The sequence below is a fragment of the Roseibium album genome, assembly GCF_001404515.1.
GTDB lineage: Bacteria > Pseudomonadota > Alphaproteobacteria > Rhizobiales > Stappiaceae > Roseibium > Roseibium album.
In genome coordinates this window covers 43481-57574 of the sequence record NZ_CXWE01000006.1, presented here as the reverse complement: position 1 = coordinate 57574, position 14094 = coordinate 43481, and the positions used below count along the sequence as shown (strand labels likewise).

At 55.9% G+C, this 14094-nt stretch carries 9 protein-coding genes; 7 read left to right on the top strand and 2 right to left on the bottom strand.

The features are described 5' to 3' along the window. The first annotated feature begins 34 nt into the window (after nt 1-34). The 7 genes from LA5095_RS20020 to LA5095_RS19990 all read left to right on the top strand — a co-directional run bounded on the left by LA5095_RS20020 (nt 35) and on the right by LA5095_RS19990 (nt 10064). A complete protein-coding gene (locus LA5095_RS20020) occupies nt 35-2755 on the top strand; it encodes a caspase family protein (RefSeq protein ID WP_158510418.1) in 2721 nt (906 codons plus the stop codon). Between the two features lie 18 nt (nt 2756-2773). Then, a complete protein-coding gene (locus LA5095_RS32465) occupies nt 2774-3100 on the top strand; it encodes a hypothetical protein (RefSeq protein ID WP_144436181.1) in 327 nt (108 codons plus the stop codon). A gap of 186 nt (nt 3101-3286) precedes the next feature. Next, the gene (locus LA5095_RS32920) at nt 3287-3532 is read left to right on the top strand and encodes a hypothetical protein (protein ID WP_186009663.1); all 246 of its coding nucleotides are present in this window, start codon (nt 3287-3289) and stop codon (nt 3530-3532) included. Nucleotides 3533-3606: 74 nt separating this feature from the next. After that, entirely contained in the window at nt 3607-5184 is a 1578-nt protein-coding gene (locus LA5095_RS20005) for a caspase family protein (protein ID WP_158510417.1), read from the top strand. 161 nt (nt 5185-5345) lie between these two features. Next, nucleotides 5346-6026, top strand: coding sequence for a hypothetical protein (locus LA5095_RS20000; protein WP_208992784.1), 681 nt, complete (start codon nt 5346-5348; stop codon nt 6024-6026). Between the two features lie 29 nt (nt 6027-6055). Further along, complete coding sequence (locus tag LA5095_RS19995) at nt 6056-7957, top strand: adenylate/guanylate cyclase domain-containing protein (RefSeq protein WP_208992782.1); 1902 nt, start codon at nt 6056-6058, stop codon at nt 7955-7957. A gap of 112 nt (nt 7958-8069) precedes the next feature. Further along, nucleotides 8070-10064, top strand: coding sequence for a M23 family metallopeptidase (locus LA5095_RS19990; protein WP_055118172.1), 1995 nt, complete (start codon nt 8070-8072; stop codon nt 10062-10064). Nucleotides 10065-10087: 23 nt separating this feature from the next. Here LA5095_RS19990 and LA5095_RS19985 read toward each other — a convergent pair whose 3' ends face one another. Together LA5095_RS19985 and tssH are read right to left on the bottom strand one after the other, a co-directional pair. Next, complete coding sequence (locus tag LA5095_RS19985) at nt 10088-11149, bottom strand: peptidoglycan-binding domain-containing protein (RefSeq protein WP_055118170.1); 1062 nt, start codon at nt 11147-11149, stop codon at nt 10088-10090. A 106-nt stretch (nt 11150-11255) separates the two neighbouring features. After that, on the bottom strand, nt 11256-14072 hold the full coding sequence (gene tssH / locus LA5095_RS19980) for a type VI secretion system ATPase TssH (RefSeq protein WP_055118168.1): 2817 nt from the start codon (nt 14070-14072) through the stop codon (nt 11256-11258). Nucleotides 14073-14094 lie beyond the last annotated feature (22 nt).

The following is a 14094-nucleotide window of genomic DNA, read 5'->3' as shown; positions in this document are numbered from 1 at the left end:
AAGATACAGTGCCGAAATAAGCGCTGAGGGCGACATGCAAAAACGGAAATACCTGTCTGCTTTGATGCGGTCAGCAAGAAACACAATTTCAGGTCCGGTAGTCGGTTTTCACCGGGCGGTTCGAATTGGCATCGTTGGTTTTCCGCTCGGTCTTGCGATGATCGGGGCACCGGCTCTGGGATCCACAGCCGAGGATCCCGGGCGAAGGGTCGCGCTTGTAATCGGCAACCAGGATTACGAGTTCGTGGAACCCTTGGTGAATCCGCTTAACGACACCAAAGAAATCACAAGGATGCTTCGGGAAGCGGATTTTGACGTAACCCTCGGGATCAATCTGGACAAGAAGGCAATGGAACAGGTCGTTCGCCGCTTCCTGCGGGAGTTGAACGACGGTGACACCGCTCTATTTTATTACTCCGGGCACGCATTGCAGGTCGGTGAATCGAACTTCATCTTGCCAGTCGATGCAAAACTGGCGACTCAATACGATCTGGAATTCGAAAGCCTCAAGGTGTCGCATCTGCTCGACTACATGAAAGCGGCTTCGAGCCTTCAGATCGTGATGTTGGACGCCTGCAGGGACAATCCGTTTGAAATCGGCAGTTTGTTCTGGGGTGAAGAGGAATATGCGCTCGGCAAAACGCGCGGGTTGCGGAGAATTCCGAACAAGCTCGGCAGTTTCATTTCCTATGCAACGAGACCTGGCCAGGTGGCCTATGACGGTGAGGGGCCGCTGAGCCCGTTCACCTCATCCGTCGTCGGCAACGCACTTGATCCGTCGCTCGAAATCAAGGACCTGATGACCAAGGTTCGCGATGAGGTCGTGCGCAAGACCGGCGGGCAACAGATCCCTTACGAAGATTCAACACTGGTGACGAACTTCTATTTCGTCCCTCCAAAACCCGAACCCATCGTGACCGCCCACCACCGCGTAAGTATACCGGTCGGAAGCGGGGCGAGTGCGCTTTCCATACCTGAACCGGTACAGCCCGAAGGCGGGGTCATTACAGCGACGCTTACCCTGTCCCCGGAAAAGGGTGAATTGCGCCTGCCTGATGGCAGCACAGTTGGTGAAGGGGACAAGATTAGTGCCGTTCAACTAGCAAGCCTGCAATTCATGCCAACGGGATCGGGGGCTGGAGACGTTGAACTTATCGGATACGAAGTGGAGGATGAATGGGGCGGCTCGGCATCTGCAATCGCGTCCGTCACTGTTGTCCAGGCGACAGCAGTTGCTGATGCCGATGATGCTGACAAGGAAAAGGAACGTGAACAGCGCCTTGAGGCGTTGGTCGCATGGCTGTCCGAAACTGCCACGGGCCGAGCCGTTGAAGCAGATATCGGGGTCGGACCGGTTCCGGTCTATCCAAAGGCTCCTGTCGATGGGCTGCCGGCGTCGGATGATTGGCTCAAGGTTGTGTCTGTAGACAGCGATCTGCAGCTTTCCTCCGACGGACGTTTGCTTGGACCTGGGGATCGTTTCCCGATGTCAGGACTTTCGTCCCTGACAGTGCGCCCCCAAATAGGATCTGAGACCAGGGCAGGGCGTTTCGAACTTGAATTGCCCGGTGAAGTCGGAAAACCGGTTGAACGGGTTACCCAGATTATTCAACCAAGAGTAACCCAGTGCGATGGCCTGGCGACACAGCCCTTTGATTTGCAGGCGGTGACCGAAGGTCGGCTTGCGAACGAAATCGACTCGGAACTGGTCGACAAAGTTTGCGGAGAAGCCATGGCGGCCTATCCCGAAATCGGTCGGTTCGTGTTTCAGCGCGGCAGAGGTGCTTTTGCAGCCGGCGATCTTGAAAAGGCCAGCGCCTACTTTGAACAGGCCTACCAGATGGGTCACGTTCGCGCTGGTCAGGTACTTGGCCGGATGTACTATCTTGGGGCCGGCATTGACCGGGATCGCAAGAAAGCCGTCAGTCTTTATCGCAAGGCCGCCGAGCGTGGCGACGCCTACGCGCTGCATTCTCTCGGAATGGCAGAAATCAAGGGTGAAGGCACCGGACAAAATGAAAAGGCGGGGCTGGAGAAACTGCTTCAGTCCGTCGAAGCGGGTCACACTTTTTCATTCAATGCGATCGGCGGATTTTACCTGAGCGGTGATCACGTTGACGAGAACATTGACCGAGCCGTTTACTATTACAACAGATCTGCGGCGCGCGAAGATATCTACGGATATCTCAATATGGGTACGCTTTATCGGGACGGCAAAGGAACCAGTCAGGATTACAAGGCAGCTCTCGGCTGGTTCGAAAAAGCGCACGAAGGCGGTCATCCGTCAGCTGGAACTGCAATCGGACTGCTGTATTTCAACGGTCAGGGTGTTGAGAAGAGCGAGGCACAGGCTACCAAGTGGTTCCGCGAGAGTGCGGAGCGAGGGGATGCCTGGGGGGCCTATAACACGGCATGGATGCTCGGTCAGCAGACCGGTGAAGCGGCTGCCCGCGACAGGATCAGGATGCTCGCCATGGCAACAGCGGTCGATCCGACATCCCCGGCAGCGGAAAAGGGACGCAACGATCTAAAGTCGGCCAACAGGAACCTGAAAGCAAAGGTTCTGCAGCAGACATTGACAGATCTGGGATTTGAACCTGGACCGGTGGATGGTCAGCCAGGCAGAAAAACGCGAGATGCTTTGAGTAAATTTTTCAAAAATTCCAAACTTGACTCGGTTCAGGGCGACGATTCTCTGATTGCTCTGGTTAAATTTCAGTGGGAGCAGAGCCGGCCAAGATATGATTTGTTCTAAGTAGTGGTGGAGGGCGACATGAAATTTTCAATTATACTTTCGGCAGTGAGTATGTCTGCGATATTACTTGCGGGTTGCGCTGCGCAACAACAGTTAACGACCGGCTCGACGGGCGGTGGCGGAGAAACGTCCCAGTCTTATGATCCAATTAATGATCCGAGATTGAGAGACAATGACAACGGCAGCGGCGGCAGCAACAATAACAGCAGCAGCAGTAGTAGCGGTGGCGGCAGCAGCAGCGGCGGCAGCAGCAGCGGTGGCGGCAGCGGCGGAGGAGGCGGCAGCAGCGGCGGCGGCGGAGGTGGCGGCGGGCCCGGTGGCGGCGGCGGCGGTCCATGGGGTTAAACGATTGACTTGAGACATTTTTTAGGAAGTGTCTCAAGCAGTATGGTGACGAGACCAAGTGGAAATACGACGTGTGTTGCGGTTGGTCTTGTCAGTATAAAATTTTGTGTAGATTGACCGATCGTGGCAGTGTTTGGGTGTCGCCTCTCTCGGCAATATCCGTCTTGAAAGCAAATGAGGAATACGATGAAGACGACTAAATATTTTTTGCCCTTGGTCGGTGCGCTTCCTTTTGTACTTGCAGGATGTGCGATCCAGCCAAAAACCGCGGCTCCTGCGCGAACTACACCAACGGTTGCGACAACCACCTCAACACCTGCAGTTGATCCGTTAAAAGATCCGACATTCCGTGACAATGACAACGGCGGCGGCGGTGGCGGCGGTGGCGGCGGCGGTGGCCCCGGCGGCGGCGGTGGCGGCGGCTGGGGCTAAGGCGGCCCCGGGAATTGTACCGTCTCATGAGCAGAGTGTTGAAAGCTGCTGGAGCGTGCCGACGGATTGGTCGATTGTCAGCGCTTTTGGCATGCGTGTTTATAGGCCATTCGCCTTCGGTCGCAGGCGAATGGCGGGCATTGGTTATCGGGATCGATGCCTATCAGAACGTGTCACCGCTGAAGGGAGCGGTGAACGATGCCAAAGACATTGCCGATACGCTAAAAGCGGCAGGCGTGCGGGATCTTCAGACATTGTATGACGCCGAGGCAACCCGGGATGGCGTTATTTCGGCCTGGCAGGACCTTATCGAACGCTCGGCTGAAGACGATGTGCTGGTCCTGTCCTATGCCGGTCACGGTGCGCAGGAAACGGAATGGGTCAAGGGTTCGGAAGCCGACGGACTCGATGAAGTTTTCCTCCTGGCCGGCTTCGATGTATCAGCGCCCGGGAACGGCGAACGCCTGCGGGACGATGATCTGGCCGCCATGCTTCGGGCTGCGGGAGACAGAAGTGTTCTGGTTCTCGCAGACAGTTGCCATTCGGGAACGATGACACGCTCGATCGATCCGAGAATAGTGCGCCTTGGGACGCGTCTTGTAGGTCTTCCACCCTTTGAAAACGATCTTCTGCGATCGCAACCCTTGCACCCGATGTTGCAGGACAAGGCGTCAGACGGGGACGACCTGCAGGAGCTTGCAAACGTGATCTATGTCGGGGCAACGGTCGATGGCCAGGTGATCCCTGAACTGATGATCGCAGGAGAACCCCGCGGTGCACTGAGTTGGTCCTTTGCAAGAGGTGTTGAGGGCCGCGCGGACCTTGACCGCGACGGCGGAATTTCAATGGAGGAACTGACCCGCTTCCTGAAGGAAACAGTCCGTGTTGCAACTGAAGGGCGGCAGACGCCGAGCTTGACCATCGGTGGCGGCACGCGTTCTGCTGTCTTGCCAAGGGTTCAGGACAATATCCTCGCACGTGGCAACAGCGCACTGACCATATCCGCGAGCACCGACGTGGCAATGCCTGTGCTCAACAATCTATCCAGGCGTCATGAGGGTGCTCTTAAAGTGATTGACGCGGCAAATGCAGACCTGTTCTGGGACGTCGAAGCAGGAGACGTGCTGACCAAATTCGGTGACGTTGTTCTTCGCAAGAAGGCCGGAAATGCCGATCGGTTCTCAGAAGTCGTTGCCAAGTGGCTGTTCTTGTCCGAGCTTTATGCTCTGTCGCGTGAACGCCAGCCGGTTGAAGGAACTTTGACCCCTTCCGTAGGACACATTCCTGAAGGCTCTCCGCTGAGGGTAGGCCTGACCTCGGACGAGAGCGGTTACATGGCAGTCTTCGCACTTGAAGCGGATGGCACCATGCGTCTGCTGGCTCCAGACAAAGCGGCAGATCCACTGGGCAAGGACACAAAGCTTGAAGCCGACTATCCCTATGTTCTCAATCTGCGAGCGGCGCTTCCGTTTGGCGCTGACCACATCGTGTTGATCAGGTCCAGAAAGCCGATGCCGCAACTGGTCGGAGTGTTGTCGGCCATGGAGGGACGCCCGCTTGATCCTTCATTGGCACCAAAACTGCTGAGTCTCATAGGAAAATCTGCAGACGCCGTGGGAATAACCGGTGTTTACACGGAACCGGCAGGATAGCTGGCAAATATTCCAGATGCCTCTATGCTGCTTTCCAATGCGTCTTTGTGTGACTGTGGCCACAATCAAATCGTCATTTTCTGGTATTGTTTGCCTTGGATTGGCGTCTGGCTTTTCAGTGAGTGCATGGCGCAATAGGACAATTGATCTTGGAGACCGTCATGAAAATTTTTATTAATGGCATTGCGCAGCGAAGTATCAGGAAATCAAGTTTTTTGGTTGCCGTGGCCCTTGGCGCACTGGCTTCGGGTCAGGCATTTGCAGACCCGGTGGCGCTCGTGCTCGACAGGTCCGAGGGAATCGACGTTGCCGCATTTTCCGAATTGATGCCGGGTGACGTTATTGACCTGGGCGCGACCGGACACGTTGATCTGCTCGACTATTCAGCCTGTCAGGAAGTGCGCATCAAATCGGGTACTTTGACGGTTTCTTCCGCAGGAATTTCACTTGAAGGTGGCGAAGAGAAGGTTTTGCGCGCCGGAAATTGTCTTCAGGCCGACAGTGGGTCGAGCTCAAATACTGCTGACAAGGGTTTGACGGTGACGTTGCGTGGTCTGACCCTTGAAAACAAGAAGGCCGCGTCGCTGATGTTGCGCTTCGACGACAAGGCGAAAGATCAGTACGGTTCCGTATTCGTATCGTTTGGCGGAGGCGAGCCGAAACGCTTTGATGTACTCGATAATATCGTGACTGAAATGCCGAAGCGGGACAATGATGAGGAAGCTGTTGAAGTCGAACTCTTCCTCCAGGGAAAAGCGCCTGATTTTGGGGTGGAAATGAGAAAGATCACGATCGATCCGGCGCAAGTCGGTCGCAAAACTGCGGTTGTTCTCGTGAAATGATGTCAGGAGGCCGATCGGCGGATTCTGCCTTGGGCCGTAGACAGCTTGTGGTTCTCATCGCACTGGTCGCGATGGGAGCAGGAATTGTTGTTGGATTGTCGGCGAACAAGGCCATCTGGGAAGGCTGGGTCATTGACCGCCTGTTTCAGATCAGGGCCAGCATGGGGACTGGGCAAGAGACGGCTCCGGCCCCGGTCGCTGTCGTCGGGCTGGACCAGACATCGCTCGAATCTGAACGGTTGTCGCGTATTCCCCGCGTCTTGATGACCCCGGTTCTGGCTGAAGCGGGGCAGGCACTTCTGGACGCAGGCGCAAAGGCCCTGGGTTTCGATTTCGTGTTCGCCTACAGCGCTGACTCTTTCGTTGACCCGAGCTCCGGCGAGGCGCGGTTAAGTGGCTTTGACAGACCATTTCAGAGTTTTGTCTATAGAAACCGCGGCAGGGTATTTATCGCCCACACGGAGATCGGTGTTCCGCATCGAAGTTTTACGGCGGCAATAGGTGCCGGTGGCGTACGGTCCGTCATAGTCTCAACCGACATCGACGGAATTGTGCGTCAACACGAACCGGAGTTGCCGCTCAATGAGTCTCCCCATCTCATCGATGCCCTCTTGGGCGCATCAGAAGCGGAGATTTCGGGAGCCTATACTGCCGTTCCGAACTCGAGACTGGCGACATCGCTGCCTTATATGTCGCTGATCGACGTTCTGCGTCTGAAGGCAACCGAGGAGGGCAGAAAGCAGCTTGAAGAATTTTCTGCAGACAGGATAGTTTTGTTGGGCGGGCTTCTCCCGTTTGAAGACGAGCATCTTTATTCAGACCGGTTTTTGCCAGGTATTCCTGTTGAGGCCTCCGAAACCGGCCCCAGCGGCAGACCCAGGGCTCAACCTCAGACAGCCGGTGTTTTCATTCTAGCGGATCTGATCGGTGCGGCCCTGTCCGACCGCATCGCGGTCGCGCCGAGAAACGGTGTGCTTGTTGCCATAGCGGTTCTGTTCGCTGTCGCGGGAGCCGTCGCAGGTCTTTTTCTGCCGCTCCTGGTTTTGCCGGTGGTAGCGGTTCTGGGGGGCGTCGCCGGACTTGTCCTATCGCTTGCCGGGCTCGAAGCCGCAGTGTTGCTTGCGCCAGGTGTTGCCCCGGTCAGTTGCATCAGCGCAATGGTCGTTGCCGCGGTCGGTAAAGTGAGCATTCTCCAGCGCAGACAGCGTTCGCTGGTCAGATTGTTCGGACATTATCTTGCGCCAGATGTCATCAGGCAAATGGCGACATCGGAACAATTGCCTCGACTGGGCGGCGATACACGTCATGTTGTTGTGGCATTCATCGATATTGTCGGCTTCACGAAGATGTCCGAACAACTTGCGGACCAGGACGTTGTTCGCGTGGTCAATGACTGTTTCGATGCGATCGGACAGACGATTACCAAGCATCACGGATATATCGACAAATATATCGGCGACGCGATCATGGCGGTCTGGAATGCGCCGAATACGGTTGAAAATCCCGAAAAATCTTCGGTCGACGCAGCACACGAGATCATCAACCTTCTCGATCATATTCGAGAGATTACAGGCCAGCAGGGACTGGATCTTCGTATCGCGCTGAATGCAGGACCGGTTTTGGTCGGTGACATAGGTGGCGAGCACCGACGTTCCTTTACCGTCATGGGAACGACGGTGAATACGGCCAGCAGGGTCGAATCCGTCGCAAAGGAAAAGAAAGTACGCCTCGCGATCAGTGACTCCGTCGCCACTGGATTGCCCAATGATTATCCCGTCAAGGAAATCTGGAAAGGTCAGCTGCGAGGCTTAAGCACTGAAATTTCCGTATTCACCCTGGATTCCGACGAAATGTATATGGAAGGTTCGGAATTCAGATCAGTCGAGCAATCCCGCCAAAGCGGTTCCAACCTGGTTAAATTTCCCCGTTGAGAAAGCCTGCGACCAATTCATGACAGCCGCATTTTGCATCTGGTGGCGTCATCCGGCATGATCAGGACAGCGACTTAAACAAAAAAATACCTGCTTCAGCCAGGATACGTTGATGGTTCAGTGGTCAGACAATCAGAATTCCGGTGCGAACCGACCCGAATTTGATCGCACGGTGATCCGGCCGTCTGGCAAACCGGCCAATGCTCCACAAAAGCCGCAACCAGACCCCGCACGTGAACAGGCAGCTGAACCTGAAAGGCCTCGGGCCAAGGTCTCTTCTGTCGCGACATATGCGATCCTCGCCATTGCTTTCCTTGTTATCGGGGGTGGAATTGGCGGCATAGCCCATCTGATTTCATCCGGGGCGATTTCCCTGTCTTCACCTGAGACGGCGAGTGTCGATCAAAACACTATTCCGCCTCCTCAGGAAACGGATGACGATCAGTCACAGGATCAGACCGACATTGCAGTCGCGGACAAACCCGCAGAGCCAGGCACTGAAACAATCGAAACGGCAACCGACATTGCTTCGGATGAGGAACTGGTTGTTCCGTCCGATCCGTTTTTTGATATGGCAGTATCGGCGGTCATTCCTTTGGCCGGCGATCCGGTGTTGCTGAATGACGGGGGGGCGACACAAAGGATAGAGCTGTCCGAGCGACCCGTCCCCTCCGGCTCCGAGTCCGCGGGCGTGGCAGCCCTGCCGACCCTGACCGCATTTGTACTGGATAGCCAGATGCTGAATGAAAGCGGCGACCTCGTCATTAGGGCTCCGGGCAGCGAGGCGGATTTTCAGTTTGGTAATTTTGGCGGAGGCGAGGATTCGGAAGGCCTTGTTGTTGATGAAGGTGGGGAAACAGACAATTCAACGGCATCGAACCTCCCTGTGTTCTTGAAGCCACCAACCGACACGCTGAACCTCTATCTGACCGAACGCCCGATCGGACAAGGCGCGAGCCGAATGGAAATCCGGAAGAAGATCGACGACAAAAGCTCGCTTGAGGCGTTTTTGAAGGAAAACGGTTTTGACGACGATGCATCGAAACCACTGCTTGAATTCGTCAAACAGGAGTTTGAGAGGAGCGATTTGATCGTGGGCGACAAGATCGCGATCAGGGGGTCTAGGATGCCTAATCGGCTCGGCAGGATCGGTGACTACTATCGCCCGGTTCAGCTGTCACTCTACTCTGCGGAGGGCTACCTCGGAACCGCCGCCTATTCAGTCTCCCGTGACGGTGAGACTTACGTGCACGGTGCAGATCCGTGGTTCGGCAAGGAGGTCGTACAGGAGAAAATCGCAGACGATCAGGGCGCAGGCTCACCAAAGAGACATCGGTTGATTGACGGCCTCTATGCCACGGCGGTGCGGAATGCTGTACCGGCGTCAATCGTCGGCGAGGCGATCGCTTACCTGGCACCTTCGACAGATCTCAAAAGAGCAATCAAGCCGGACGAAAGGTTTACCCTCGTCTTCACCGACATGCCTCGGGACGAAAAGCGGGGCGGGGGCAGGGTATTGTTTGCCGGTGTCCGCAGGGGAGACGACTGGTCCGTCCGCTGTTACGTTCTAAAGGCACCTGGAAATCGCGGTTTCGCCTGCGTCAGTGAGGGCGGAAAGATCAGCCTGTCTGGCGCAATGCTTGTTCCCGTCAAAGGCGTTCTGACGTCAAAATTCGGCATGCGTTTTCATCCGATCAAGAAAACGGAGCGTCTGCACGCCGGTGTCGATTGGGCTGCGCCGACCGGAACACCTATCCGGGCGGCCTTTTCCGGCAAAGTGACCTACAAGGACGTTCGCGGTGGCTATGGCAATTTCATAGAACTCACGCACAAGGATGGCATCACCAGCCGTTACGCCCACATGCATGAATACGCGGACGGGGTCGAGAAGGGGTCTGTTGTCCAGGCCGGTGATCTCATCGGTTATGTGGGAACCACAGGACTTTCAACAGGTCCCCACCTTCATTTCGAAATCCGGCAACGAGGCGAGCCGGCTGACCCGCTTTCCTTTGAAATGGAGACGGGCGCGGACGCACCGCAATCTGTTGCAAGCAAGGACCTCAAGACCTATCGCGGTGTCGTCGGGGAAATCCTGGCAGGACAGTGAGAACGCTTGCGAGAACTAACGCTCTACTTGAGTTCCCTGATCGGATTGAAAGGCGCTTTCGAAACGGCAATCTTTTTACAAAGATCGGGCTGTTCTCCCCGAAATATCTTCAGGTGTGGCGCTATTTCAGGAGACAGGTGAAACAGGTCCGGCCTCGGGAGACCGTTCTGCTTCAGAAAACCCTCATGATCGCTCCGCAGGAAGAGCATTTCCTTGTTGTAGGGGTGTTTTATCGGAACAGGGTTGATTTCTGACCGGTATGTGTTGGTGACGGTGATTGCCAGCAATTCACCCCTGTTCTTGAAGTTCAGTTTGACTTCGTTACCCATTTCCCTGCCTCCGGGTGGGTAACTCACCTCCGTCAAATTTCGCCTGCGACCCGTTTGCACCACGTTGTCGGAAGAACCCAGTTTGTTCGTGTGTCTCATCGCATGAAAAATTTCGTGCAACAACGACGCGCGTATAGTGAAGTCTTTCCCGAGATAGAGCTTCTCACCGGGAATGTAGTGCGACGGAGTGAAATTGATACTCCCGTGCGAAGTCTGGGCACTGGAAAAGGCGGACGTTTTTTCAGGCCTTATTTTCACTCTGTACTTGATCTGCTCGATGACCGCTTTGGGTACATCACCTTCCCCCAGAAGCGTGTCGATTTGAGTCATGATCGCTATCACATATCCCATTGGTCGCCATACGAAGCTTTCTGGCAATCCCTTGGGTGTCGGCACGCCCGACAGGTCGAATCTCTTCCGAAATTCTTCCGAATTGATGTTTTTCAGCTTTTCCAGCAGCTCTCTATAGGTCGGAAGGTCTTCCTTGATCCGGGTAAATGTCACGTTTCCGGCGACACCGTCCGGATTGATCTTCTGATCTGACTGAAAGTCGACAACGGAGGTTTGTGTTCCGGAGCCGTAAATTCCGTCAAAAATGCCTTGCGAGGTCTCGGAATGCGCCAGGTCGTAGCCGAGCGACGCCAGGCATTTCTGCAGAACTGCAACGCTGTTGTTCTGTGCGCCCAGACTGAGCAGAGGCTTCCCGATGCCTTGAAGCAGGTTCAGCGCTGCATTCATCGTGAAGATGTTGAACATGAACGTGCTCCCGTTCCGACAAACCAGGTGAGGCTTGCAAACCTTTGCGCCGGGAAAATGGTGACGCGGCTTTCGGCCTTGCGGAAAATGGATGCCTGACCGGCACCTAAGTGCCGGTCGTCGTCGCTATTTCCAGGCCATCCTCGCCTGCAGCTATTGTCACGGACGTCAATTCTTCGCCATTCATCTGTGCGGTCAGGAATGCACGCGAAAGCTTTGGCAGAAGATCATTCGTCAGGATGTTGTCGATCATCCTGCCACCGCTGTCCGGATCGCGGCAGAGAGAAACAATATGTGCAATCACATCATCTCCGAACGCGAGATCTGCATTTCTGTTTTCCTTGACCCGCTTCACGATGCGGTTGAGCTGCAGGCGAATAATGAAGCCAAGCATGGATGGTGACAGTGGGTAATAGGGGATGGTCACGATCCGGCCGAGCAGGGCCGGCGGAAAAACGTCAAGCAGCGCAGGTCTCAGGTTTTCGGAGAGTTCTTCTGCATCAGGCGCGTTGGGGTCGGTTGCCGCGAGGTCCGGATCGCTTGAAACCGGCGCGTCCAGCATATGACCGGCCGCATTCATGATGATTTCCGTTCCGACATTCGACGTCAGCAGGATCAAGGTGTTGCGGAAGTCGATCCTGCGGCCCATGCCATCTTCCATCCACCCTTTGTCGAAGACCTGGAAGAAGATTTCATGCACGTCCGGATGAGCCTTTTCAACTTCATCAAGAAGCACTACGGAATACGGTTTGCGCCTGACAGCTTCCGTCAGCCGTCCGCCTTCACCGTAGCCGACATATCCGGGAGGGGCACCCTTGAGGCCGGAAACGGAATGCGCTTCCTGAAACTCGGACATGTTGATCGTGATCAGGCTGTCTTCGCCGCCATACAGCGTTTCAGCGAGTGCAAGCGCTGTTTCGGTCTTGCCGACACCCGACGGTCCGCACAGCATGAAGACACCGATCGGCTTGTCCGGGTTCCCGAGCTGTGCGCGGCTGGTTTCGATGCGCTTCGCGATCATCGCCAGACCGTGTGCCTGCCCGATCACCCGCTTGTTCAGACTGTCGGTCAGATTGAGGATGGTTGCCATTTCGTCCTGCACCATCCTGCCGACCGGAATTCCTGTCCAGTCTGAAATGATGCTGGCGACAGCGTCGTCGTCCACATAGGCATAGACCATCCGGTCATCTTCCGGGATCTGTGAAAGCTCGGCCCGTTTCTCGTGAAGGGCCGCGCGAATGGCTTCTTCGTCTTCCAGGTCAACGTCCAGGTCGAGTTCGATGTCATCTATCGATACCAGGTCCGGACCCTCATGTTCCGGATCCCCGATTTCCGTGCTTTCCGGATGCGGAGCAGGTTCACCGCCCTTGAGGTGGGTGAGGGCGGCATTCAGGCGGCGTACGGCAGCCACCAGATTGCGCTCCCGTTCCCATTCCTCACGGACTTTCTCGATATCGGCCTCTGTCTCGTCGATGGCAGTATTGAGAGCGTCCAGCTGCTCCTGATGCTCCATGCCGAGTTCGGTGTCGTTGGTGAGCGCCTGTTTTTCGGTTTCGAGAAACCCTTTTTTGGCAACAAGATCCGCGAGTCTCGCAGGTTGGGCCGCCTGCGAAATGTTCACCCGTGCCGACGCCGTATCGAGAACGCTGACGGCCTTGTCCGGCAACTGTCGGGCGGGGATGTATCTGTGAGACAGGGATACGGCTGATTTGACTGCGCTATCGAGAATTCGAACCTGGTGGTGCTCCTCCATAGGATCAAGCAGCCCACGAACCATCGCAAAGCACTTTTCTTCATCCGGCTCGTCTACCTGAACAGGCTGGAAACGCCGGGTCAGTGCAGGATCCTTTTCAAAGTGCTGCCGGTATTCCGACCAGGTTGTTGCTGCGACGGTGCGAAGCGTGCCGCGCGCGAGCGCCGGTTTCAGCAGATTGGCAGCATCGCCGGTACCGGCCGCACCGCCTGCACCGACCAGGGTATGCGCTTCGTCGATGAAAAGGATCGTCGGCACGATCGAAGCATGAACGGCATCGATGACGGCACGCAGCCGTTTTTCAAATTCGCCTTTCATCGATGCGCCGGCCTGCAACAGGCCAAGGTCGAGTGCGCATAGCCGCGTACCCAGCAAGGCAGGCGGAACATCTCCCGCGACGATCTTCTGGGCAAACCCTTCCACGATCGCGGTTTTGCCAACGCCGGCTTCCCCGGTCAGGATGGGGTTGTTTTGCCGCCTGCGCATGAGCACGTCGATGACTTGCCGGATTTCCTCGTCCCGACCGACGATAGGATCGAATTCTTCCGCACGGGCGCGTGCCGTAAAGTCGACCGTGAACTGGGAAAGCGCATCTTCGCCGACACCGCTGCCCGGCGCTGCTTCTGCAGTTTCTCCACCCGGCGCAGTTGCCGCGGCCTTGGGGCCGGAACCATCGATTGGTCTTGCACCCGTTTCAGCGGATGCTCCCGCAATCTTGTCCAGATCGCGCACCAGAACATCGCGATTGAGCGTTTCAAGGGCGGATGAATAGCTTCGAAACTGGCGCCAGGTTGTCTTGTCGCCCATCGCCGCTATCAGCACGTAAGCCGACCGGATCTTGTAGTCGCCATACCTCAGAGTGCCTTCGAACCAGGCGCGTTCAAGCGCTTCCTGGAAGGGGGTGGCCATTGAGGGCAGCTCTGTCTGGTTGATTTTAAGCTCGCCGATCGCATTTTGAAGATCACCGTGGACGACCCCGACATCGATGCCGAAATGGCGCAGGATATGAACAAAATCGGTGTTCTCGTCGCGTGCGAGGTAATACAGCCAGTGGAGGATTTCCAGATTCCGGTGGCCCGAGCTCTTTGTGAGCCTCATGGCCTGTTCCAGGCAATCGTAGCTGACCGTCGTAAGTTTGTTTGCAACTGTTTCTACAAGAATGTCGCTCATGGCATCGGCCTTTCAAATTGGA